The sequence below is a fragment of the Streptomyces monashensis genome (assembly GCF_001866665.1).
GTDB classification, from domain to species: domain Bacteria; phylum Actinomycetota; class Actinomycetes; order Streptomycetales; family Streptomycetaceae; genus Streptomyces; species Streptomyces monashensis.
Genome location: NZ_MLYO01000113.1, coordinates 46,078 through 68,574, shown reverse-complemented (window position 1 = coordinate 68,574; position 22,497 = coordinate 46,078). Strand labels below are relative to the sequence as shown.

Genomic DNA, 22,497 nt, shown 5'->3' with positions numbered 1-22,497 from the left:
CCGGGCGGTTCCCCTGTGGTCCGACTCATCGCAACGGAACAGAACCGGGCGGGCCTTGTCGCCCCGCGTCGCCACGGATCCGGATCCGCGCCGGTCCCCGTCCCAGGTCAGGCCTGGCCCCGGCCCGAACGGGCCCCGGTGCCCCCTCGGTTGCCGAAGCGGTGCTCCAAGTATTCCTCGAACGTGACCTTGCCCACCGCTGCCTCCGGTGCCAGGTGCCCGCCCGTGCGGAAGGCGCGGTACGTCCGGCCGGGCAGCGGTACCTGGAGCACGCTTCGGCGGCGGCCGGTCGCCTTCAGGTAGGCGCGGGCCAGGGAGTCGAAGGAGCGGACCTCGGGGCCGCCCATGTCCGGGACGCGTCCGGCCGGCGAGGCGAGTGCCAACTCGGCCAGCCGGTCGGCGACTTCGGCCACTTCCACCGGCTGGTCCGGCACCCCGGCCGGGAGCGGCAGGACGGGGGACCTGGCCAGCGTGCCCAGCACCGTCGCCACCAGGTCGTGGAACTGCGTGGTGCGCAGCACCGTGAAGCCGAGCCCCGACTCCGCTGTCAGCCGCTCCACGGCCAGCTTGGACCTGTAGTAGCCGAACGGCACCCGGTCGACCCCGACGATCGAGATGTAGACCAGGTGGGTCACCCCGGCCCGCCGCGCCGCCGAGACGAGATGGCCGGCCGCCTGCTCGTCGCCGCCGCGCGGGCTGCTCGCGCAGTGCACCACCGTGCGTACCCCCGCCAACGCGGCATCCAGACCCGCTCCGCCCGCGCGCAGATCGACGGCGTACGGCTGTGTGTGCCGGCTGAGCACCCGCACCACCTGCCCGTCCGCCCGCAGCCGCTCCGTCACGCGGCGGCCGAGCGTGCCGGTCCCGCCGGTCACCAGGATCGTGGTCATGCTGTTCCCGTTCCTCCGGACTCCGGGTGCCCCGGTCGGAGCACCCCTCGCCGGTGGAGACCGGACAGTCCCGGGAATCGTGACATCGTGCCGGCGGACGCATCGCGCCCTGACGGTCCGGCGGCGGGCAAGGGCCGTCGTCACCGCCACCGGACCCGTCCGCACCCTAAAAGGACTAGACCAGTACGGTCAATGGTCCGGGCCGCTGTCCGGGCCGCCGTCAACCGGACCTCGCCGAACGGCAGTTGTCCCATGCGGCTGCGCCGCGCAAGGGTGCTGACACACGCTGTGAGGGAGGCCACACCCCTCGCCTGTCTGGATGTCGGTCCGGCGTGGCACACTGGCCGTGTACCAGAAGCAGCGCACTCCGGGGTCGGTGAAAGTCCGAACCGGCGGTTACAGTCCGCGACCCGGTCGCTTCCAGCGGCCGGTTGACCAGGTGAAATTCCTGGACCGACGGTTAAAGTCCGGATGGGAGGCAGTGCGCGGCGAGCGGGCACGTCTTTCGTGTGCGCCGTCGTATCTGGGCTCGTCCATACCCGGACGGGTCCTTGTCGACGTCGTCCCGTCGTGCTCGTTCGTACCTGCTGTCGTCATCGACAGGCCCCGGAGTCCGTGCCCGAAGAGGCAGGAGGACCCGGGAAGTGTTCACCGGAATCGTCGAAGAGCTGGGTGAGGTCACCGCCGTCGAGAACCTCGGCGACGCCTCCCGCTTCAAGCTCCGTGGCCCCGTCGTGACCGAGGGTGCGCAGCACGGCGACTCCATCGCCGTGAACGGCGTCTGTCTCACCGTCGTCGAGCACGAGGGCGACGAGTTCACGGCCGACGTGATGGCCGAGACCCTGAAGCGCTCCAGCCTCGGCGCGCTCACCGTCGGCTCCCGCGTCAACCTCGAACGCCCCACCGCCGTCGGCGCCCGTCTCGGCGGCCACATCGTGCAGGGCCATGTCGACGGCACCGGCGAGGTGCTGGCGCGCACGCCGTCCGAGAACTGGGAGATCGTGAAGATCTCGCTGCCCGCGGACCTCGCCCGCTACGTGGTCGAGAAGGGCTCCGTCACCGTCGACGGCATCAGCCTCACCGTCGTCGAGGCCGGCCCGGACTACTTCACCGTCAGCCTCATCCCGACCACCCTCGACCTGACCACGCTCGGCGTGAAGCAGGCCGGCGACCCGGTCAACCTGGAGGTCGACGTCGTCGCCAAGTACGTCGAGCGCCTCCTCGGCGACCGCGCCCAGGGAGCCGGCAAGTGAACTGGCTGAACTCCGAGGCCTTCACCCTCTTCGGCCAGCGCATCATCTGGTCGGACATGGTCGGCAACATCCTCGGCCTGATCACCCTCGCCCTCGGCTGGCGCCGTTCCCTGTGGACCTGGCCCGTGCAGTTCCTCTCCGGCCTCGTCCTCTTCGCCGCCTTCTACGGCCATCTGACCGGCAGCGCCGGCAAGCAGGCCGTCGTCATAGCCGTTGCCCTGTACGGCTGGTGGCAGTGGCAGCGCACCAAGGACCGCTCCGGCGACGGCCACATCACGCCCCGCTTCGCCACCTGGCGCGAGCGCGCGGCCATGCTCGCCGCGGCCGCCGCGGGCACGGTCGCCGTCGCCCTGTTCTTCCAGGCGTACCCGAGCCTGTCCTGGGACCCCTGGCCGGACGCGTACATCTTCGTCGGCACCGTCGTCGCCATGTACGCCCAGGCCAAGGGCATGGTCGAGTTCTGGATCGCCTGGCTCCTCGTCGACCTCGTCGGCGTCCCCCTCAACTTCACCAACGGCTACGCCTTCTCCGGCTTCGTCTACGTCATCTACGGCGCGCTCGTCCTGTGGGGCATGCGCGACTGGTGGCTGCGCTCCCGCAGGCGTCCGCAGCCCGTCCTGGAAGGAGCTCCGGCATGACCGCGGCACCCCTGCTCCACGACATCGATCCCCTCGAGGACTTCCTGCTCGACCCCGTCGAACAGGCCATCGCCGACATCGCCGCGGGCCGCCCGGTCGTGGTCGTGGACGACGAGGACCGGGAGAACGAGGGCGACCTCGTCATCGCCGCCGAGAAGGCGACCCCCGAGATCGTCGCCTTCATGATGAGCGAGTGCCGCGGCCTGATCTGCGCCCCCATGGAGGGCGACGAGCTCGACCGACTGCGGCTGCCGCAGATGGTCGAGGACAACACCGAGTCGATGAAGACGGCCTTCACCGTCTCCGTGGACGCCTCCGCCGCGCACGGCGTGACCACCGGCATCTCCGGCGCCGACCGCGCCACCACGCTCCAGCTGCTGGCGAGCGGCACCGCCGGGCCGACGGACTTCGTCCGCCCCGGCCATGTCTTCCCGCTGCGCGCCCGGCCCGGCGGTGTCCTCGTGCGCAACGGCCACACCGAGGCCGCCGTCGACCTCGCCCGGCTCGCGGGCCTGCGCCCGGCCGGCGCCATCGTGGAGATCGCCGGCGAGGACGGCCGGATGCTCCGGCTGCCCGAGCTGATCCCGTTCGCCCGCAAGCACGGCCTGACGATCATCTCCATCGAGGACCTGATCGCCTACCGCCGCCGCAGCGAGCCCACCGTCCGCCGCGAGGCCGAGACCCGGCTGCCCACCGCCCACGGCACCTTCACCGCCTACGGCTACCGGGCCGTCGCCGACGGCGTCGAGCACGTCGCCCTCGTGCACGGCGAGCTCGGTGACGGGGAGGACGTCGTGGTCCGCGTCCACTCCGAGTGCCTCACCGGCGACGTCTTCGGCTCCCTGCGCTGCGACTGCGGCCCCCAGCTGGACGCCGCCCTGGAACGCATCCAGGAGGAGGGCCGGGGCGTCGTGGTCTACCTGCGCGGACACGAGGGCCGCGGCATCGGCCTGCTGTCCAAGCTCCGGGCGTACGAACTCCAGGAGCAGGGCCGCGACACGCTCGACGCCAACCTCGAACTCGGCCTGCCGGCCGACGCCCGGGACTACGGCGCGGGCGCGCAGATCCTCGCCGACCTCGGCGTGCGCAGCGTCCGGCTGATGACCAACAACCCGGACAAGACGGACGCGTTGCGGCGCCACGGCATCAAGGTCACCGACCGCGAGCCGATGCCGGTCCAGGCCGGGGAGCACAATCTGCGGTACCTGCGCACCAAGCGCGACCGGATGGGACACGACCTGCCCTGGCTCGACACGCCCGCCGCGACCGCTTCCGCGGCCGCGGTCGCGTCCACCTGCGGCAACCAGTAAGCAAGAAAGCACTGAGGAGACACGTGAGCGGCAAGGGTGCACCGGAGCTGTCCGTACGGGGCGCGAGCGACCTCAGGGTCGCCGTCATCGCGGCGCAGTGGCACGAGAAGGTGATGGACGGTCTGGTGAACGGCGCCCTGCGCGCCCTGCACGACCTGGGGATCGACGAGCCGACCCTGATCCGGGTCCCGGGCAGCTTCGAGCTCCCGGTCGCCGCCAAGGTCCTCGCGGGCCGCGGCTACGACGCGGTGGTCGCCCTCGGCGTCGTCATCCGCGGCGGCACGCCCCACTTCGACTACGTGTGCCAGGGCGTCACCCAGGGCCTCACCCAGGTCAGCATCGAGACCGGCGTCCCCGTCGGCTTCGGCGTGCTCACCTGCGACACCGAGGAGCAGGCCCTGGACCGGGCCGGCATCGAGGGCTCGAACGAGGACAAGGGGCACGAGGCGGTGACGGCGGCGGTGGCGACGGCGGCCACGCTGCGCTCAGTATCCGAACCCTGGCACTAGGGCGGCCACCACAACGGCTAGGGTGGGGCACACCATGTCCAAGAAGACGTTCGAGGAGCTCTTCACCGAGCTCCAGCACAAGGCCGCCCACGGCGATCCCGCCACCTCCCGCACCGCAGAGCTGGTCGGCAAGGGGGTCCATGCCATCGGCAAGAAGGTCGTCGAGGAGGCCGCCGAGGTCTGGATGGCCGCCGAGTACGAGGGCAGGGAAGCGGCCGCCGAGGAGATCTCGCAGCTGCTCTACCACGTCCAGGTGATGATGGTCGCCCGCGGGATCTCCCTGGACGACGTCTACGCCCACCTGTGAACAGCCTGCTGTTCCCGCCGTACCAGCCGTAAAAACCCCGTCACGCAAAGGAAGCCGACCTCATGCTGCGCATCGCCGTCCCCAACAAGGGTTCCCTGTCCGGCCCTGCGGCGGACATGCTGCATGAGGCCGGCTACCAGCAGCGCCGCGAGTCCAAGGAGCTGCGGATCGTCGACCCGGAGAACGAGGTCGAGTTCTTCTACCTCCGCCCCCGCGACATCGCGATCTACGTCTCCTCCGGCCGCCTCGACATCGGCATCACCGGCCGCGACCTGCTGATCGACTCCGGCGCCGGCGCCGAGGAGATCCTCCCGCTCGGCTTCGCCCGCTCCACCTTCCGCTTCGCCGCCAAGCCCGGCACGGCGACCGGCATCGCCGACCTCAAGGGCAGGACGGTCGCCACCTCCTACGAAGGCATCGTCGCGGGGCACCTCGCGGACAGCGGCATCGACGCCTCCGTGGTCCACCTCGACGGCGCCGTCGAGACCGCGATCGAGCTGGGCGTCGCCGAGGTCATCGCCGACGTCGTCGAGACCGGCACCAGCCTGCGCAACGCCGGCCTGGAGGTCTTCGGCGAGCCGATCATGAAGTCCGAGGCGATCGTCATCCGCCGCACCGGCGCCGACGCCGGGGATGCCGCCGAGCCGAAGGTCCAGCAGTTCCTGCGCCGCCTCCAGGGCGTGCTGGTGGCGCGGACGTACGTGATGATGGACTACGACTGCCGCGTCGAGCAGTTGGAGAAGGCCGTCGCGCTCACCCCCGGCCTGGAGTCCCCGACCGTCTCCCCGCTGCACAACGAGGGCTGGGTCGCGGTCCGCGCCATGGTCCCCGCCAAGGAGGCGCAGCGCATCATGGACGACCTCTACGCCATCGGCGCCCGCGCCATCCTCACCACGGCCATCCACGCCTGCCGCCTCTGAGGGACACGCCGACCGATGTCCGACCCGACCCCCCTTCCCGACCTCCCCGTCATCTTCCGGCCGGACCACACCCGGGCCATCCTGCTCACCGCCGGCGTGGCGATCTTCCTGACCATCACGACGGTCGGCCTGCTGCTGGAGCAGCTGGGCCCGGGGGAGCGGCTCAGCTTCGCCGTCGTCGGAGCACTCATCTTCTGGGTGCTCGCCCTGCTGGCCCGGATCAAGGTGGTCGCCGACGACTCCGGCGTCACCGTGGTCAACATCGCCAGCAAGCGGCGCCTGGAATGGGCCGAGATCGTTCAGGTGAACCTCCGCCCGGGTGACCCGTGGGTGTTCCTCAACCTCAGCGACGGCACCAGCCTGCCCGCGCTCGGCATCCAGCCGGGCCTCGCCAAGCAGCGTGCCATCGCCGACGCGCGGGCCCTGCGGGCGCTCGCCGAGGCACGTTCGGCGGTCGACGGCGCCCACGACCGGGGCTGACCCGGTGGCCGGGCACGGCCCCTCAGGGGCGGCATCGCCGCTTCTCCGGGGGAGGCTCGGGGCTCACTCGGGGGCAGATCGGGGCCGACTCCGGGGCGCCCACCCTGCCCGAGCGGCCCTTGTCTTGATTAATCTGGTGGCGGAGGCCTCTTCGCTGCGCCTCCGCCCCTGCGCGCCGCCCGGTGCCCGGGGGTTCCTGCTACCCGAGGAGTGACTCCCTCCAGCGATGGACGGATCGTCCTGTAGTACCTGCGCCGCCCCGACCCGACATACCGGGAAGGCGGCGGCATCGTGACCACCTCTCTGCTGCTTCTGGCAGCCGCCCTCCTGCTGATTCTCGCCAACGGATTCTTCGTGGCGGCCGAATTCGGCCTCGTGACGGTCGAGCGCCCGGAAGCCGAGAAGGCCGCCGCCGACGGCGACCGACGCGCCCGTACAGTCGTCGAGTCGCTGAAGGAGCTGTCCTTCCAGCTCTCCGGCACCCAGCTCGGCATCACCATCACCTCCCTGGTCGTCGGCATGCTCGCCGAACCGGCCCTGGCCCGGCTGCTGCACGGCCCGTTCGCCGCACTCGGCCTTCCCGACGGCGCCGTCTCCGGCATCGCCGTGGTCGTCGGCATGCTGCTGGCCTCCGCGATCCAGATGGTCATCGGCGAACTGGTGCCCAAGAACTGGGCGGTCTCCAAACCGCTCCAGGTCGCGCGCTTCGTCGTCGGCCCGCAAGCCCGCTTCTCGCGGCTGTTCCGCCCGGTGATCGCCGCGCTCAACACCGTCGCCAACCGGCTCGTCCGGGCCCTCGGCGTCGAGCCGGCCGAGGAGCTGGCCTCCGCCCGCACCCCGGGCGAACTCGTCTCCCTGGCCCGGCACTCCGCCCAGGCCGGCGCCCTGGAGCAGGACACCGCCGACCTGTTCGTGCGCACCCTGTCCCTGGGCGAGCTGACCGCGCAGCACGTCATGACCCCGCGCGTGAAGGTCAGCGCCCTCCAGGACTCGGCCACCGCCGAGGACGTGGTGAACCTCACCCGGGCCACGGGCCTGTCCCGTTTCCCCGTCTACCGGGAGAAGATCGACGAGATCGTCGGCATGGCCCACCTCAAGGACGCCCTGGCCGTCCCGGTCCACGACCGGCTGCGCACGCCGGTGAGCCGTATCGCCCGCAAGGCGCTGCTCGTCCCCGAGACCCTGCCGGTCCAGCCCCTGCTCGCCCGCCTCCGCTCCGAGCAGCCCATCGCGGTCGTCGTCGACGAGTACGGCGGCACGGCCGGCGTCGTCACCCTGGAGGACATCGTCGAGGAACTCGTCGGCGAGGTCCGCGACGAGCACGACCGCCCGGACGCGCCGGAATTCGCCGTCGCCCCGCCGCAGGACGGCAAGCCCGCCTGGGACGTCGACGGCAGCGTCCGCGTCGACATCCTCCAGCGCATAGGACTCGACGTGCCCGAGGGGCCGTACGAGACGGTCGCCGGCCTGGTCGCGGACCTGCTCGGCAGGATCCCGGCCCCCGGCGACCGCGCCGAACTGCCCGGCTGGCGGCTCTCGGTCCGCCGCGTCGGCCACTACCGTGCCGAACGGGTCCGCCTGGTCAGGACGGCCCCGGCGGCGAACGTGATGGAGGCCGCCCGATGAGCGTCCTCCAACTGGCCTTCGCCGCGCTGCTCGTGCTCGCCAACGGCTTCTTCGTCGGCGCCGAGTTCGCGCTCGTCTCCGTGCGCCGCAGCCAGATCGAACCGCTCGGCACGGCGCGCGCCCGGCAGGTGCTCTACGGCCTGCAGCGCCTGCCGCAGATGATGGCAGCCGCCCAGTTCGGCATCACGGTCTGCTCGCTGACCCTCGGCGCGGTCGCCGAGCCCACGGTGGCGCGTCTGCTGGAGCCGGTGTTCGCCGCGGTCCGGCTGCCGGATGGCATGATCCACCCGCTGGGTTATGTGATCGCGCTGATGGCGGTCGTCTTCTTCCATCTGGTGATCGGCGAGATGGTGCCGAAGAACCTCGCGATGGCGGCCCCCGAGAAGGCGGCGCTCTGGCTCGGCCCCGGCCTGGTCGCGTTCGCCCGCGTGTGCAAGCCGATCACGGTCGCCCTCGGCGCCTGCGCCCGGGCCGTCCTGCGGCTGTTCCGGGTCGAGCCGAAGGACGAGGTGGAGGCGGTCGTCACCACCGAGCAGCTCAACCGTCTGCTGGAGGACTCCGGCGAGGCGGGCCTGCTCGGCCCCGAGGAGCGGGAGCGCCTGGAGGACGCCCTGGAGCTGGGCTCCCGCCCGGTCACGGACGTCCTGCTGCGCCGGGAGTCCCTGGTCGTCGTGGCGCCGTCGGTCACCCCGGGCGAGATCGTCGACCTGACGGCCCGCACGGGCTACTCCCGCTTCCCGGTCGCGGCGACGGACAAGGGCGCCTTCATGGGGTACGTCCACGTCAAGGACGTCCTGGACCTGGAGAGCTCCGGCCGTGCCGTCCCGCAGCACGTCTGGCGCCCCATGACCACCCTGCGGGCCGAGCTGCCGCTCGACGACGCTCTCACGGTCATGCGCCGGGCGGCCTCACACCTGGCCCAGGTGGCGGACGCCTCCGGCAGGGTGCTGGGCCTGGTGGCCCTGGAGGACGTACTCGAACTGCTGGTGGGCGAGGTACGCGACCCGGCCCACCGCGAGATGCCCGAGCCGAGAGCCAGCGACGAGCCGGAGGGGGTGCTCGCCACGTAGGGCCTGCCCGGCGGATCAGGTCGGAGGAAAGGCGCGGCGTCTCATCGGCCCCGCGTCTGCGACATGATCCGCCGTCCGTCCGGGGCGGGCCTCACATGCCCGGCGGATCCTGGGGGCCCCGGCCCGACAGCACCTCTCCGTACGCCTGCATCAGGTCGGGCAGCCGGAGCGTCGCCAGGTCGTCCCGGGAGAGCGCGCCCAGGTAGGCGGACAGCCGCAGGTCCCGGTACGCGCAGCTCTTCTCGTACAGCGTCCGCAGGAAGCGGCCGTTGCCCAGCTCGTCGATCCACCCCTGATCGACCACGTGCCCGGCGATCGAGCGCAGCTCCTCCAGCGACTCCTCGTCCCACACGTCCCCGTTCTCCGCCGCCAGCACCTTGCCGATCTCGGTGAGTTCCTGCGGCCGGTAGGAGGGGAAGTCGACCCGGGTCGTGAAGCGGGAGGACAGCCCGGGGTTCGCCGCCAGGAGCCGGTCCATGCCCTCGGGATAGCCGGCCAGGATCACCACCAGGTGGTCCCGGTTGTCCTCGGCCCGTTTCAGCAGCACCTGCAGGGCCTCGTCGCCGTACGCGTCCCCCTTGCCGTACCCGGAGTTCGACAGCGAGTACGCCTCGTCCACGAACAGCACCCCGCCGATCGCGGAGTCGATCAGCTCGTTGGCCTTCACGGCCGTCTGCCCGAGGTACTCGCCGACGAGATCGGCCCGTTGGGCCTCCACCAGGTGGTCGCCGCCGAGCAGGCCGAGCGCGTAGAAGACCCGGCCGAGGATCCGGGCCACCGTGGTCTTGCCGGTCCCCGACGGCCCCGAGAAGACGAAGTGCCGCTTCGGCGGCTGCACCGGCAGCCCCTGCCCGGCCCGCAGCCGGGCCATGTTCAGCTGTGCGGACAGCGCCTTCACCTGGCGCTTGACCGGCTCCAGCCCGACCATGCGCTCCAGCTCGGCGAGCGCTTCCTCCAGCAGGGCGGGATCGGTCGGCCCGGCCGGGATCGGGGAGGAGGGGACCCCGGTCTTCGCGCGCACCGCCGGGTCGGCCACCGAGGGCAGGGGCCCGGTCGGCAGGTCCGGCTCCGGCAGCCGCAGGTCCCGGCCCTCGGTGCCGAAGAAGGCGTCGAAGCCGTCCGCTCCGTCGACGCTGTCCTGCCCGGCTCCGGTCAGGCTGATCGCGGCGAGGTCAGCGGCGTCGTCGTACCCGTCCCCCTCGGCGATCGCCGCGAGGCGCGCCGAGGTGTCCATGAAGGCGGGGTCGACGCGGTGCACGGCCCGGTACAGGGGGAGCGCCGCCGCCGAGCGGCCCGTGCCCTCGTGCGCCCGCGCCAGCCAGTAGCGCAGCTCCTTGCGCTGCGGCTGCTCGCTGCGGCAGCGCATGAGCGCCGCCGACAGCAGCGGCTCGGCCTGGCCGTACATCTCCAGCCGGACCCGGGCCATGCCGCCGAACAGGCCCGCCTCGATACCGAGCAGCGGATCGTCCAGCAGCGGGTCGGTGTGCCGGACCAGCTGCTCCCAGTCCTTCACCAGATAGGCGCGACAGGCGTGCAGGAAGCGCACCTGGGGGTCGGTGTCGACCGGGGGCAGTCCGGCGAGCGCCCGGTCCAGCTCGGGCACGTGCCGGCCGTCCAGCCAGTGCGAGGCGTGCGCCAGCAGCAGATCGCGCGGGCTCTCCAGCACCGGCTGCACCCACCAGCCCAGCCAGTACCAGGAGTTGAGAGGCCTGCGGTGCCGGCCGCGCTGCTCGCCGAACCGGTCGCGGTGCCGGAACATTCTGAGCAGCGCGGTCGTGGTGTCGACCCGGAGCGCGTGCAGCCCGAGCCAGCCGTCCGCCATGCCCGGGTCCATCCGCACCGCGGTGCGGAACTCCTCCTCCGCCTGCGGATAGGCCCCCATCGTGTACGCGTCGACACCTCGCAGCCAGGCGAGGTCGGCCGGGGCGTCGGGGCCCTGCGTGCCGAAGTCCATCCGTCCCCCCACAGACCGTACCCCCGTGGTTCACCACCGGGCGGACGCCCGGGGCCGCCGCGGTCGAACCGCCGTGCCGCGGACCGGAGTTGCCGTGTGCGAGGCAGCCGCTCGTAACCCGCACCGATGGCATCGTACCCGCGCCGGGACCGCCTGCCGAAGGGTGCCGTAGGAGCCGTTTGACGAGGTGGGAGCGGACGGCGCACACAGGCTTCGTGACCGAGAGTGAGCGGTTCGGTGCGCGGGGCGCCCGGAAAGCGGCTTAAGGGCAATACGAAGCCCCCGGTCACGGGGGAACAACCGGGGGCTTCGCGTTGGTGAGCGGTTCCGATTGACCGCACATTGAGAACGTAAGACCTGTACGGGCCCCCGGTCAAGCAGAGTTGAGGCACTCGGAGAAGTTCACCCACAGGTGCCTTCACAACTTCACCACATTGCCGATGGCCCGTCACTCAGGGTCACGGTCTGGTCCGGTCCAGGGGTTGACCCGGGACCCGGCAGTACCTCGTACCCCACCGGCGTCTGTGTCACCAGGAGATCGGCATGGGGGTACGAGGGGTCCGCGGCGAAGTGCGCGCGCTCCGCCTCGACCCAGCCGTCCCAGAACTCGCGCTGCTCCGCCCCGTCCCGCAGCCGGCCGCGCGCCCAGGACTCCTCCCGGGGCAGCTCCATCCACAGCAGCCGCGCCAGATGCGGCCGCAGCTCCCGGCGCCCGGCGCCGACGCCCTCCAGCAGCATCACCGGCGCGGCCGGCAGCGGCCGCGGTGCCGCGAAGGCGCGGGCCCGCCAGTCGTAGGGGGTGTAGTACCCGCTCTCGCCGCGGGCGAGCGGCCCGATCACCTGGGTCAGGAGCCGGTCGGTCCAGGCGAACAGCTGCTCATGGCTCGCGATGTCGTCGAGGTGCAGCACCGGCGCCCCGTCCAGCGCGGCGGCCAACCGCCCGGCGAACGTGGACTTCCCGGAGCCGGCGTGCCCGTCGACGCCGATCAGCCGGACCGGCCCGAGGGAGGGCGGGAGCCGGCGCAGCCGGGCGGCGAGGTCGCGAATGGCGGTTCCCGAGGTGTGCGGCGGTGTGGACGGATTCCCGGAAACAGTCTAGTCGAGGCTTGAACCATCGGCTGGCGGCCAGTCAATGGCCCGGAAAAACATTCGGGAAATCACCTGACCGATATGTCGAATTCGGCGTTCCGGGCGTGCCCGCCCGTGAGTAGGGTGCCTCCAGCGCAACTGACCATGCGTCGCACGGGGACTGGTAGGGGGACATGGCTGCGGAGTTATTCGAAGGGCAGTATGTGTGGCATCCGGCCGCCGACGACCGTGTACTGGCCAGTGTATGCGTCGATGTGCGCGCCGGGCGTTATCGATACGCGTACGAGGCGCTCGCCGAGACGCGTTCCGACTTCGGCCTGCGTGCCCATCGCTCGCTGGTTATCGCCTCCGAGGCCGCCGGCACCGATCTGGTCGAGCGCTGGCTCGCCGAGGAGCCGACCCCCGAGGCCGCGCTGATGTGGGCCCGGGTCGCGGTGCAGCGCGCGCTGCGTGCCGCGGACGCGCACGACGAGCGCGCCGAGGCACTGGAGCGGATCGCCGTGACCGCCTGCGATCGCGCCGCCGCCCTGGCTCCCGCGGACCCCACGCCGTGGGCGGCCAAACTCGCCATGGCCCGGCTGCACCGGCTGCGCGACCCGGCCCCGCACGGCCTGCTCACCGCCCCGCCCGGCCCCTGGCGGCTGTTCGCGCACGTCCTGTCGCTGGACCCCTGGCACCGCGAGGCCCACCACCGCTTCCTCTCCTTCTTCTTCACGCGCCACGGCGGCTCCGTCAACGCGGCCTGGGACGTGGCCGCCTTCCTCAGCCAACGGGCACCCGCCGACTGCGCCCTGCGGCTGCTGCCCCTGGTGGCCCTGGTGGAGAGCTACAACCCGACTCAGTTGCTCGCCGACCAGGTCTGGGAGCAGCCGCAGTGGCGTGCCACCGCGCTCGCGATCTACCAGAACTGGCTGCCCGCGGTGGCGGGATACCGCTTCACCCCGGTGCTCGACCTCGCCTACCTCGCGCACGCGCTGGTCATGGGCCAGCGCGAGTTCGAGGCCCGGGCGGTGTTCACGGCGATGGGCCCGTACGCCTCGCGCATGCCCTGGAGCGCCTTCGGCGACCCGGCCGAGCAGCTCTCCCGGGCCCGGCGCGCCTGCGGCTTACCCGTCCCCGGACCCGCCTGACCCCGCACGGTCTCCGCCCCCCACCGGGAGGCGTGTGCTCCGCCCCCACCGAGAGAAAGGCGAACAGTGTCGGAACGGATGTCGGCTCCACGGGCGAAGGCCCGTGCGGGCGAAGAGGCGGTCGCGCTCGACGACGACGCGACCCTGCATGCGATGGGTTATCCGCGCAAACTCACCCGGCGCTTCCAGGCGTTCGACAATTTTGCGATCTCCTTCACCATCATCAATATCCTCTCGGGTATTTTCTCCTCCTTCGGATTCGGAATGGGTGCGGGCGGCCCCCGCATTCTCGTTTTCGGCTGGATCGGCGTATCGGTGATGGTGCTGCTCATCGGCGCGGCCATGGCGGAAGTCGCCTCGGCCTATCCGACCAGCGGTGCCCTGTATTTCTCCGCCGGTAAACTCGCCAAGCGGCACAAAGGGGCCTGGTCCTGGTTCACGGGCTGGCTGAACTTCGTCGGCCAGATCGGCGGCACCGCCGCCACGGGCTACGCGGCCGCCACCTTCGTCCAGGCCTTCGTGAGCCTCCAGTGGTCGTCCTACCGGCCGACCACGCATCAAACGGTGCTGATCACAGCGCTGATCATCGTGGTGCAGGGGCTCGCCAACACCTACACCGTGCAGCTCGTCGCCGTACTGAACCGCATTTCCGTCTGGTGGCTGCTGATCGGACTGGTCGTGATCGTGGGCGCACTCATAGTGATCCCCGATCATCATCAACCGGCTTCGTTCGTGACGCATTTCGAGAACAACACCGGCTTCACGAGCGGACTTTACGGCGGCATGCTCGGTCTGCTGGTGACCAGCTGGACCTTCACCGGCTTCGACGGCAGCTTCCACATGTCGGAGGAAACGGTCCGCGCGACGGTCAACGCACCGAAGGGGATCACCCGCGCCGTCGGCTATTCGGCGATCACCGGTCTGATCCTGATGCTCGCATTGGTCTATAGCATTGGCGACTACGCCAAGCAGGCCGGCGCGGGCGCACCACCCGTGCAGATCCTCATCGACGCGCTCGGCCTCGGCGCCGCCAAGGTCATGCTCCTCATCGTCATCGGCGCGATGCTCTTCTGCGGTCTCGCCAACCTCACCAGCAACACCCGGCAGATCTTCGCCTTCTCCCGGGACGGCGCGATGCCCGGCTCGCGCTGGTGGCACTCGGTCTCGACGCGCACCCGTACGCCCGTGAAGGCGGTCTGGCTCGCGGTCGCCTGCTCGCTGGCCCTCGTCGTGCCCGGCTGGTGGTCCCACACGGCGTTCACCGCGATCGTCAGCGTCAACGTGGTCGGTCTCTTCCTCGCCTACGCCGTGCCGATCTTCCTGCGGCTGCGGCTCGGCGACGCGTTCGAACCCGGCCCCTGGCACCTGGGCCGCTGGGGCCGGCCGGTCGGCTGGCTCGCGGTGGTCTGGATCCTGCTCAGCAGCGTGCTGTTCATGCTGCCGCAGGCCTCGCCGATCACCGTCGACTCCTTCAACTACGCGCCGATCGCGCTTGCCGCCGTCCTGCTCGTCGCGACGGTGTGGTGGTTCGCCACGGCCCGCCGCCGCTTCCAGGGTCCGGTCAGCTATGGCGGCCCCGACGAGGTGGCGGCGATGGACCTCGTCTGACCGCCCGCACCCCGCGCCCCGCCCAGGGGCGCGGGGAACGCCGTCAGAGGCGCAGACCAATATTCGTCGCGCGGCATGCGCCGAAGCGCTGGCAGGGCCATGGCGCCTGCTTCATAGTTGGCGCGAACCACCTACCGGACCAGCCCGACCCGGACACCTGGGGGTAACCGCGCCCATGAGCAGAGCCCAGCAGCCGTCCCGCAGAACCGTCCTCACCGTGGCCGCGGCGGTCGCCGCAGCCACGGCCGGCGCCGCGGCCCCCGCTGCCGCCGCCGCGCAGCGGCCGTCCGCCGAGGCCGGCGCGCCCGCCCGGACACCGGCCCGCCCCATCGACTACCGGGCCTGGACCACGTACCGCCAGTGGCGCCAAGGCGCCGCCGAGGGCGTCCGGGCCGTCTCCGGCGCCCGCCCCGGCGTCGTGATCGGCATCCCCGCCGGCCGCACCGACTACACCGACCCGCACACCGGCACGACCGCCACCTGGGAGTACGCCGTGTGGACCTCCCCGGTCCACCTGCTCACCGTCCCGGCCACCGAGGTCGTCGCCTCCTGGAACGCCCACACCCCCGAGGGCACCTGGCTCCAGGCCGAGCTCCGGGGCACGTACTCCGACGGCACCGCCACCCCCTGGTACGTGATGGGCCGCTGGGCGGCCGGCGACCAGGACATCAGGCGGACCTCGGTGGACGGCCAGGCCGACGGCAGGAGCGCCGTCTCGACCGACACCTTCGCCATCGACGACGCGAGCACCGGCCTGCGCCTGGTCTCGTACCGGCTGCGCCTGACCCTCTACCGCAGGCCCGGCACGGAGCTGACCCCGACCGTCTGGCGGCTCGGCGCCATGGGCTCCGACATCCCCGACCGCTTCACGGTCCCGGCCTCCGCCCCCGGCCTCACCCACGAACTGACCGTCCCGCGCTACTCGCAGGAGATCCACAAGGGCCAGTACCCGCAGTACGACAACGGCGGCGAGGCCTGGTGCAGCCCCACCTCCTCACAGATGATCATCGAGTACTGGGGCGGCCGGCTCACCCCCGGACAGCTGGCCTGGGTGGATCCGTCCTACGCCGACCCGCAGGTCGACAACGCGGCCCGGTTCACCTACGACTACCAGTACGAGGGCTGCGGCAACTGGCCGTTCAACGCCGCCTACGCGGCCACCTTCGACGGCATCCAGGGCGTGGTCACCCGGCTCGCCTCGCTCACCGAGGCGGAGACGCTGGTCGCGGCCGGTATCCCGGTCATAACGTCCCAGTCCTTCCTGGCAAGCGAGTTGACCGGCGCGGGCTACGGCACCTCCGGCCATCTGATGACCGTCATCGGCTTCACCGCGGAGGGCGACGTCATCGCGAACGATCCGGCCTCGCCGGACGACGCGGCGGTCCGACGGGTCTATCGCAGGCGGGAGTTCGAGAACATCTGGCTGCGGACCAAGCGGTACAACGCCTCCGGCAAGGTCGTCTCCGGCAGCGGGGGAGTCTGCTACCTCTACTTCCCGGCGCGTCCGGGCCCGCGCCGGCGCAAGGCGCTCGCGGCGGTGGGCGTGTGCTGACCGTGTGAGCAAGCTCATCACCGCACAAGCCGTCGCGGGTGGCAAGGTGGACAAACGGGTGGGGAACCTGTCTGTACGTCCGACCTCTGCGAGTAACGCCATGAGCGCACACCCGGTCACCGCCACCCGCGCCCGCACCGGAGGGCCCCGCGACGACGGCCCGAAGATCGTCGAGCACGTCATGGGATGGGTCCTCGTGGCCGTCGTCGCGATGCTCGTGACCCAGCTCGGTCTGCTCTGATCCGACCCGCTCACGTGTGCGGCTTGTTCTGACATACTGCGGATGTCCCGCCGACCGCCTGGAACAGGGTCGAAATTGAACATGCCGCACCAGCGTGCCGCCGTCCGTCCCCGGATGCGCGGCACCGAGCGCTCGGTCGCGCGTCGCGCCGAACTCATCGCCATCGGGCGGAAGTTGTTCGCCGACACGTCCTACGACGCGCTGTCCATGGACGACATCGCCCGCCAGGCGCATGTCGCCAAGGGGCTGATCTACTACTACTTCCAGTCCAAGCGGGGCTACTACCTGGCGATCATCCAGGACTCCGTCGCCGACCTGGTCACCTTCGCGGCGAGCGGGCGCGACCTGGCCGCCGTCGACCGCGTCCACCGCACCATCGACAGCTATCTGCGCTACGCCGAGCACCACCAGGCCGCGTACCGCACGATCGTCAGCGGCGGCGTCGGCTTCGACACCGAGGTGCACGCCGTGCGGGACGGCGTGCGCGAGGCGATCATCGACACCATCGCCGAAGGCGCCTACAGCCGCCGGGACATCTCCGCGCCCGCCCGGATGGGCCTGCTGTCCTGGGTGTGCAGCGTCGAGGGTGCGACCCTGGACTGGATCGACCGCCCCGGGCTGTCCCGCGACCTCATGCGCGAGCTGCTGGTGAAGACGCTGGGCGGCGTCCTGCGTGCCGTGGAGGAGCTGGATCCGGCCTACCCGGCCCCGCAGCCGGCCCGCCGCGACAGCTGACACCCGGCCGTCCGGCGTGCGTCCGGCGGCGCGCGGACCCCACGTCACTCTCTGCTGAAGGCCGCGCGCACTCAGTAGCGCTGCTTTCTTGAAGTAAGCGGTCGTTAACTGGTGACGGGAGGTCCCCGATCGGGCATACTCACAGCGCACAGCCGCTGGTCAGCAGCCCCCGAGACCCGGGAGCGGGCGCCCGTGGCCATCCGGAACGATCAGGCGGAGCCGCTCCCACCCCACGGGCCAACCGCCTGCGCCCGACAGGGAGGAGACCGACGCCATGTCCGACCGCGCCCCGCAGCCGGTGGAGCGTCAACTGCCCACGGAAGAGGCGAGGGATCTGCTCGCCCTCGTCCGTGAGATCGCCCAGCGCGAGATCGCGCCGAAGGCCGCCGAGGAGGAGGAAGCGGGCCGCTTCCCGCGCGAGGTCTTCACCCTGCTCTCCGAGTCGGGCCTGCTCGGCCTGCCCTACGGCGCCGAGTACGGCGGCGGCGACCAGCCCTACGAGGTCTACCTCCAGGTCCTGGAGGAGCTGGCCATGGCCCGGCTCACCGTGGGCATAGGCGTCAGCGTGCACACGCTCGCCTCCTATGCGCTCGCCACCTACGGCACCAAGCAGCAGCAGATCGAGTACCTGCCCGCGATGCTCGGCGGCGGACTGCTCGGCGCCTACTGCCTCTCCGAGCCGTCCTCCGGCTCGGACGCCGCGTCCCTGCGGACGAAGGCCGTGCGGGAGGGCGAGGACTGGGTACTGGACGGCACCAAGGCCTGGATCACCCACGGCGGGATCGCCGACTTCTACACCGTGATGGCCCGCACCGGCGAGGACGGCCCGCGCGGCATCACCGCCTTCCTGGTCCCCGGCGACGCCCCCGGCCTCAGCGGGGCGGTGCCCGAGAAGAAGATGGGCCTGAAGGGCTCACCCACCGCACAGGTCCACCTCGACGGTGTCCGCATCGGGGACGACCGGCGGATCGGCGAGGAGGGCCAGGGCTTCCCGATCGCCCTGTCCGCCCTCGACTCCGGCCGGCTCGGCATCGCGGCCTGCGCCATCGGCCTCGCCCAGGCCGCGCTGGACCAGGCGGTCGCCTACGCCACCGAGCGCCGCCAGTTCGGCCGCCCCGTCGCCGACTTCCAGGGGCTGCGCTTCATGATCGCCGACATGGCCACCCAGATCGAGGCCGGCCGCGCGCTCTACCTCGCGGCGGCCCGGCTGCGCGACGCGGGCCGGCCGTTCGCCCGGCAGGCCGCCATGGCCAAGCTGCACTGCACCGACACGGCCATGAAGGTCACCACGGATGCCGTGCAGATACTCGGCGGCTACGGCTACACCGCCGACTTCCCGGCCGAGCGCTACATGCGCGAGGCCAAGGTCCTCCAGATCGTCGAGGGCACCAACCAGATCCAGCGGATGGTCATCGCCCGTCACGTGGCGGGACCCGAGGGTCGCTGAACTCCCCCCGGAGGACCGTGGGGGCTGCCAGCCTGATCCACTCCGGGTCGTGGCGGCCCGGCAGGGTGCGGCCCCGGTCGGCCCAGGCCCGCATGAGGGCGCGGTAGATGGGCGGATCCTGCGGCGCCGGCGGAGGCGGAACCGACTCCGCCGGGCGTGGGACGAAGAGTCGGCGCTGACGCCCGGTGTCTTCGTACATGAGGGTCATACCCGGGCAACGGCCTCTGGGCCGGACAGGTCACCGCCCGGTGGAATCGGGCGTCAGTTCACGCACGTCCGGTTCCCGCTCTGGTCACCTCCCGTCATCTGACGTACCGTCAGCGGACTGTCCACCAGGGGGTGTCCGTGGCCGACGACCGTCCCGTACCGCTCGACGAGTACCCCGTGCACCAGGTGCCGCTGTCCATGAAGCACGTGGCCACCGGGGACCGAAACGCCTACGACCGCTGCATCTTCCACGTCTTCGACCACGCCGGGCGAGCCCTGCTCGTCCTGGGCCTCGGCGTCTACCCCAACCTCGGCGTGATCGACGCGTACGCCACCCTGCGCACCGGCGACACCCTGCACGCCGTCCGCGCCTGCGACGCCCTCGGCGAGGACCGCATGCGGCTCGCCGTCGGCCCGCTGCGCATCGAGGTCGCCGAGCCGCTGCGCCGGCTGCGCCTGGTCTGCACGGACGAGCAGCTCTCGTACGACCTCACCTGGACGGCCGCCTTCCCCGCGCTGTGGGAGCCGCACCACCTCCAGCGCCGGGGCGACCGGCTCACCCTGGAGGGCCGCCGCTTCGTGCAGGCCGGCACCGCCGAGGGCATGATCCGGGCCGGGGGAGAGGAGTTCCCGGTCACCGCCGCGGACTGGACCGGCACCCGGGACCGCAGCTGGGGCGTGCGGCCGATCCCGGGCGAGGACGGCGGACCGCTCGCCGAGAACCACCCCACCGAGGGCTTCCACTGGATCTGGTGCCCGGTCCGCTTCGAGGACCGCTTCCTGATGGTCGTCACCCAGGAGGACGCCGACGGCCACCGCTCCCTCAACGACGCGACCCTCGTCCGCCCCGGCCACCGCGACCGCCAACTGGGCTGGCCCCAGGCAGAGATCAGCTACCGCTCCGGCACCCGCCACCCGCGGCGTGCGGTCGTGCACCTGGGCGACGCCCGCAGCTCCCGGAAACTCGACGTCGAGATCCTGGCCTCCTCGCCGCTCGCCGTCGGCGCCGGCTACCCGCCGGCCGACGACTGGCAGCATGGCACCTGGCGCGGACCGGGCTGGACCGAGCGCCGCACGTACGACATGACGGCGCCGCACCCGCTCGCCGCCTACGGCGTCACCGACCACTCCGCCCGCTTCCGGCTCGACGGACGGACCGGGTACGGCATCTTCGAACACGGCTCGTTCGGCCGGCACGACCCGAGCGGATTCACCGGCTTCGACTCGGTCGCGCCCTGACGGAGGAGCCCGGAATGCGCCCGCGCACCAGCACCCGCGACCCCGAGGAACTCGGCCGTCGCCTCACGGCCTGGCTCGGCACCCGGCTGCCCGGCGCCAAGGCCACCGGGATCACCGTCCCGGCCTCCAACGGCATGTCCAGCGAGACCCTGCTGTTCGACATCGCGCACCCCCGGCCACCGTTGCGGGCCTGCGCGTTGCGGCTGGCCGCGGACCCGTCGGCGTACACCGTCTTCCCGGAGTACGACATGGCCCGCCAGTACCGCACCCTGCGCCTGGTGGCCGAGCGCACCGACGTGCCCGTGCCCCGGGTGCTCTGGCTGGAGGAGGACCCGGAGCCGCTCGGGGCGCCGTTCTTCGTCATGGAACGGGTGGCGGGCCGGGTGCCGCCGGACGTCATGCCGTACACGTACGAGGGCAGTTGGCTGCATGCGGCCGGCGAGGCCGAGCGCGAGCACCTGGAGGCGGCGACCATCGGTCTGCTGGCCCGGCTGCACGACCAAGTCCCGGCCGGGGAAGCCGACTTCCTGTCCCTGCCCGGCGAGGGCGACGCGTTGCACCGCCATGTGTCGGCCCAACGCGCCTACTACGCCTGGGTGGTCGACGGACTGCCCCGCTCGCCGCTGATCGAGGACGCCTTCGACCAGCTGGCCCGCATGTGGCCGAGCGAGCCCGGCGCACCCGTGCTCACCTGGGGCGACGCGCGCATCGGGAACGTGGTCTACGACGGCTTCGACCCCGTCGCCGTCCTCGACTGGGAGATGGCGGCGCTCGCCCCGCGCGAGGTCGACCTCGGCTGGACGGTCTATCTGCACCGCTTCTTCCACGACCTCACGGTCGGCTCCGGACAGCGCGGCCTGCCCGAACTCCTGCGCCGCGACCGGGTCGAGGCCCGCTACGCACGCCTGACCGGGCACACCCCGCGCGACATGGACTTCTACCTCCTCTACGCCGCCCTGCGGCACGCGATCGTCATGCTGCGCATCGCCTACCGCCAGGTGCACTTCGGGGAGGCCGCCGTGCCGGCGGACCCGGACGCACTGATCCTGCACCACGACAGCCTGCGCGCCATGGTGCGGGGCGGGTACGGGAGTTGAGCCGGTCCGGCCGGCGGGAACCGCGGGGGCTCAGGCGGCCTGGTGGCGCATCTCCGGCATGCGCATCGGGCGCGAGCCCGGGCCGCCGACGTGCGAGAACGGCTGCGTCCGCCAGTTCAGACCCTGGGGCAGCGTGAGCAGCAGGGCGGTGTCCTGCTCCTGCGGCCCGGCGGACTCGTCCGCCGAGCGGGCCTCGGCCGCCGCGCGGCCCGTACCCGCACAGACCGTGAGCCCGAACGGGTTCCACGGCGAGGCGCACAGCGCGTGCTCCGGCAGGATCTCCTCGTCCGCCAGCAGCGCGATCGGCTGCGCGCAGTCCGGGCAGATCACCCGGTACATCTCGAAGGTGTCGTAGGCGTCCGGTTCGTCGTCGGGGGCGTCGGATTCGACGTACTCCGGATCGGGCTCGACGACCGGCTGCTGCCGCTTGGACGTGCTGCGACCAGGGCGATGGGCACTCTGCATGGGATTCTCCCCCTAAGGCTGGGCCGTGAAGGCGCTGCGGCCTCGACCACAGCAAGCACTTCCCGTCCGGTCCCGGGGGTAATCACGAGAACATCACGGAGCCCGTTCGAGGCGTGTGTCATTCGTCACATGCCGCGTGCAGGTGCGCGCGCTGGGCGATTCGCGGTGCTTTTCGGCGCGAACCGGCCATGACCTGCGCTCTCGGCTACCCCAGGAGATCAGGCGCACGGTAGGTTTTGGCGCCATGGAGGAGCTGGACCGACAGATCGTGCAGCTGCTCGTCAAGGACGGGCGGATGAGCTACACCGACCTGGGCAAGGCCACGGGCCTGTCCACGTCGGCCGTGCACCAGCGGGTGCGGCGGCTCGAACAGCGGGGCGTCATCCGCGGCTATGCCGCGGTGGTCGACCCCGAGGCCGTCGGACTGCCGCTCACCGCCTTCATCTCGGTGAAGCCGTTCGACCCCAGCGCCCCCGACGACATCGCGGACCGCCTCGCCGGCGTCCCGGAGATCGAGGCCTGCCACAGCGTCGCCGGCGACGAGAACTACATCCTCAAGGTCCGCGTGGCCACCCCGCACGAGCTGGAGGAGCTGCTGGCCAGGCTGCGCAGCCTGGCGGGCGTCTCGACCCGTACGACCGTGGTGCTGTCGACGCCGTACGAGGCGAGGCCGCCGAAGATCTGACTTCTCGGCGGGCGCGCTGGGCCGTGCCCCTGGTGCGGCGCCGCC

At 71.7% G+C, this 22,497-nt stretch carries 22 protein-coding genes and 1 riboswitch; of the genes, 18 read left to right on the top strand and 4 right to left on the bottom strand.

All coding sequences use genetic code 11. From position 1 onward, the window contains the following. Positions 1-107: 107 nt before the first annotated feature. Positions 108-890: an SDR family oxidoreductase gene (locus BIV23_RS42845; RefSeq protein WP_071386404.1), complete on the bottom strand. Its 783-nt coding sequence runs from the start codon at positions 888-890 to the stop codon at positions 108-110. 358 nt (positions 891-1,248) lie between these two features. Then, positions 1,249-1,379, top strand: a riboswitch (FMN riboswitch). 155 nt (positions 1,380-1,534) lie between these two features. On the opposite strand from BIV23_RS42845, the gene BIV23_RS42840 reads away from it, so the two are divergent. From BIV23_RS42840 to BIV23_RS42800, 9 genes are all read left to right on the top strand, one after another. Continuing rightward, positions 1,535-2,143 (top strand): riboflavin synthase, encoded by a 609-nt coding sequence (locus BIV23_RS42840; RefSeq protein ID WP_071386403.1) that lies wholly within the window; start codon positions 1,535-1,537, stop codon positions 2,141-2,143. Then, positions 2,140-2,781, top strand: a complete 642-nt coding sequence (locus BIV23_RS42835; protein ID WP_071386402.1) for a nicotinamide mononucleotide transporter family protein — start codon at positions 2,140-2,142, stop codon at positions 2,779-2,781. Before BIV23_RS42840 ends, BIV23_RS42835 begins: the two co-directional genes overlap by 4 nt. Continuing rightward, positions 2,778-4,091, top strand: coding sequence for a bifunctional 3,4-dihydroxy-2-butanone-4-phosphate synthase/GTP cyclohydrolase II (locus tag BIV23_RS42830; protein ID WP_071386401.1), 1,314 nt, complete (start codon positions 2,778-2,780; stop codon positions 4,089-4,091). Before BIV23_RS42835 ends, BIV23_RS42830 begins: the two co-directional genes overlap by 4 nt. 23 nt (positions 4,092-4,114) lie before the next feature. Then, the gene (gene ribH / locus BIV23_RS42825) at positions 4,115-4,600 is read left to right on the top strand and encodes a 6,7-dimethyl-8-ribityllumazine synthase (protein WP_071375103.1); all 486 of its coding nucleotides are present in this window, start codon (positions 4,115-4,117) and stop codon (positions 4,598-4,600) included. Between the two features lie 34 nt (positions 4,601-4,634). Then, a complete protein-coding gene (locus BIV23_RS42820; RefSeq protein ID WP_061930286.1) occupies positions 4,635-4,907 on the top strand; it encodes a phosphoribosyl-ATP diphosphatase in 273 nt (90 codons plus the stop codon). Positions 4,908-4,969: 62 nt separating this feature from the next. Then, positions 4,970-5,827: an ATP phosphoribosyltransferase gene (gene hisG / locus BIV23_RS42815; protein WP_071386400.1), complete on the top strand. Its 858-nt coding sequence runs from the start codon at positions 4,970-4,972 to the stop codon at positions 5,825-5,827. A 15-nt stretch (positions 5,828-5,842) separates the two neighbouring features. Then, complete coding sequence (locus BIV23_RS42810) at positions 5,843-6,307, top strand: PH domain-containing protein (protein ID WP_071386399.1); 465 nt, start codon at positions 5,843-5,845, stop codon at positions 6,305-6,307. Between the two features lie 291 nt (positions 6,308-6,598). Continuing rightward, positions 6,599-7,933: a hemolysin family protein gene (locus BIV23_RS42805; RefSeq protein ID WP_071386398.1), complete on the top strand. Its 1,335-nt coding sequence runs from the start codon at positions 6,599-6,601 to the stop codon at positions 7,931-7,933. Next, on the top strand, positions 7,930-9,003 hold the full coding sequence (locus BIV23_RS42800; protein WP_071386397.1) for a hemolysin family protein: 1,074 nt from the start codon (positions 7,930-7,932) through the stop codon (positions 9,001-9,003). The genes BIV23_RS42805 and BIV23_RS42800 overlap by 4 nt, the downstream gene beginning before the upstream one ends. A 91-nt stretch (positions 9,004-9,094) precedes the next feature. On the opposite strand, the gene BIV23_RS42795 is transcribed toward BIV23_RS42800, so the two are convergent. Beyond that, positions 9,095-10,957, bottom strand: coding sequence for an AAA family ATPase (locus tag BIV23_RS42795; protein ID WP_071386396.1), 1,863 nt, complete (start codon positions 10,955-10,957; stop codon positions 9,095-9,097). A 426-nt stretch (positions 10,958-11,383) separates the two neighbouring features. Continuing rightward, entirely contained in the window at positions 11,384-12,004 is a 621-nt protein-coding gene (locus BIV23_RS42790) for a uridine kinase family protein (protein ID WP_079173770.1), read from the bottom strand. Between the two features lie 215 nt (positions 12,005-12,219). On the opposite strand from BIV23_RS42790, the gene BIV23_RS42785 reads away from it, so the two are divergent. The 8 genes from BIV23_RS42785 to BIV23_RS42755 all read left to right on the top strand — a co-directional run bounded on the left by BIV23_RS42785 (position 12,220) and on the right by BIV23_RS42755 (position 21,302). Next, on the top strand, positions 12,220-13,176 hold the full coding sequence (locus tag BIV23_RS42785; protein ID WP_177240240.1) for a hypothetical protein: 957 nt from the start codon (positions 12,220-12,222) through the stop codon (positions 13,174-13,176). A gap of 66 nt (positions 13,177-13,242) precedes the next feature. Continuing rightward, a complete protein-coding gene (locus tag BIV23_RS42780) occupies positions 13,243-14,784 on the top strand; it encodes an amino acid permease (protein ID WP_071386394.1) in 1,542 nt (513 codons plus the stop codon). A 175-nt stretch (positions 14,785-14,959) separates the two neighbouring features. Next, entirely contained in the window at positions 14,960-16,336 is a 1,377-nt protein-coding gene (locus tag BIV23_RS42775; protein WP_071386393.1) for a peptidase C39 family protein, read from the top strand. 100 nt (positions 16,337-16,436) lie between these two features. Beyond that, positions 16,437-16,577, top strand: coding sequence for an SCO1431 family membrane protein (locus tag BIV23_RS49380; protein WP_107471435.1), 141 nt, complete (start codon positions 16,437-16,439; stop codon positions 16,575-16,577). Between the two features lie 81 nt (positions 16,578-16,658). Next, the gene (locus tag BIV23_RS42770; protein ID WP_071386392.1) at positions 16,659-17,312 is read left to right on the top strand and encodes a TetR/AcrR family transcriptional regulator; all 654 of its coding nucleotides are present in this window, start codon (positions 16,659-16,661) and stop codon (positions 17,310-17,312) included. Positions 17,313-17,586: 274 nt separating this feature from the next. Further along, positions 17,587-18,759: an acyl-CoA dehydrogenase family protein gene (locus BIV23_RS42765; RefSeq protein WP_071386391.1), complete on the top strand. Its 1,173-nt coding sequence runs from the start codon at positions 17,587-17,589 to the stop codon at positions 18,757-18,759. A 345-nt stretch (positions 18,760-19,104) separates the two neighbouring features. Then, positions 19,105-20,205, top strand: a complete 1,101-nt coding sequence (locus BIV23_RS42760) for an Rv3169 family protein (RefSeq protein WP_071386407.1) — start codon at positions 19,105-19,107, stop codon at positions 20,203-20,205. Positions 20,206-20,219: 14 nt separating this feature from the next. Continuing rightward, on the top strand, positions 20,220-21,302 hold the full coding sequence (locus BIV23_RS42755; RefSeq protein ID WP_071386390.1) for a phosphotransferase family protein: 1,083 nt from the start codon (positions 20,220-20,222) through the stop codon (positions 21,300-21,302). Positions 21,303-21,332: 30 nt separating this feature from the next. On the opposite strand, the gene BIV23_RS42750 is transcribed toward BIV23_RS42755, so the two are convergent. After that, on the bottom strand, positions 21,333-21,767 hold the full coding sequence (locus BIV23_RS42750; protein WP_071386389.1) for a hypothetical protein: 435 nt from the start codon (positions 21,765-21,767) through the stop codon (positions 21,333-21,335). A gap of 244 nt (positions 21,768-22,011) precedes the next feature. Here BIV23_RS42750 and BIV23_RS42745 point away from each other — a divergent pair, with 244 nt between their 5' ends. Next, a complete protein-coding gene (locus BIV23_RS42745; protein ID WP_067046457.1) occupies positions 22,012-22,452 on the top strand; it encodes an Lrp/AsnC family transcriptional regulator in 441 nt (146 codons plus the stop codon). Positions 22,453-22,497: the final 45 nt, after the last annotated feature.

Excerpts from the sequence above, each read along its gene's own strand:
- BIV23_RS42845 (WP_071386404.1), bottom strand. The coding sequence starts at position 890 with ATGACCACGATCCTGGTGACCGGCGGGACCGGCACGCTCGGCCGCCGC.
- BIV23_RS42830 (WP_071386401.1), top strand. The coding sequence starts at position 2,778 with ATGACCGCGGCACCCCTGCTCCACGACATCGATCCCCTCGAGGACTTC.
- BIV23_RS42820 (WP_061930286.1), top strand. The coding sequence starts at position 4,635 with ATGTCCAAGAAGACGTTCGAGGAGCTCTTCACCGAGCTCCAGCACAAG.
- hisG (WP_071386400.1), top strand. The coding sequence starts at position 4,970 with ATGCTGCGCATCGCCGTCCCCAACAAGGGTTCCCTGTCCGGCCCTGCG.
- BIV23_RS42810 (WP_071386399.1), top strand. The coding sequence starts at position 5,843 with ATGTCCGACCCGACCCCCCTTCCCGACCTCCCCGTCATCTTCCGGCCG.
- BIV23_RS42800 (WP_071386397.1), top strand. The coding sequence starts at position 7,930 with ATGAGCGTCCTCCAACTGGCCTTCGCCGCGCTGCTCGTGCTCGCCAAC.
- BIV23_RS42795 (WP_071386396.1), bottom strand. The coding sequence starts at position 10,957 with ATGGACTTCGGCACGCAGGGCCCCGACGCCCCGGCCGACCTCGCCTGG.
- BIV23_RS42785 (WP_177240240.1), top strand. The coding sequence starts at position 12,220 with ATGGCTGCGGAGTTATTCGAAGGGCAGTATGTGTGGCATCCGGCCGCC.
- BIV23_RS42775 (WP_071386393.1), top strand. The coding sequence starts at position 14,960 with ATGAGCAGAGCCCAGCAGCCGTCCCGCAGAACCGTCCTCACCGTGGCC.
- BIV23_RS49380 (WP_107471435.1), top strand. The coding sequence starts at position 16,437 with ATGAGCGCACACCCGGTCACCGCCACCCGCGCCCGCACCGGAGGGCCC.
- BIV23_RS42770 (WP_071386392.1), top strand. The coding sequence starts at position 16,659 with ATGCCGCACCAGCGTGCCGCCGTCCGTCCCCGGATGCGCGGCACCGAG.
- BIV23_RS42765 (WP_071386391.1), top strand. The coding sequence starts at position 17,587 with ATGTCCGACCGCGCCCCGCAGCCGGTGGAGCGTCAACTGCCCACGGAA.
- BIV23_RS42755 (WP_071386390.1), top strand. The coding sequence starts at position 20,220 with ATGCGCCCGCGCACCAGCACCCGCGACCCCGAGGAACTCGGCCGTCGC.
- BIV23_RS42750 (WP_071386389.1), bottom strand. The coding sequence starts at position 21,767 with ATGCAGAGTGCCCATCGCCCTGGTCGCAGCACGTCCAAGCGGCAGCAG.
- BIV23_RS42745 (WP_067046457.1), top strand. The coding sequence starts at position 22,012 with ATGGAGGAGCTGGACCGACAGATCGTGCAGCTGCTCGTCAAGGACGGG.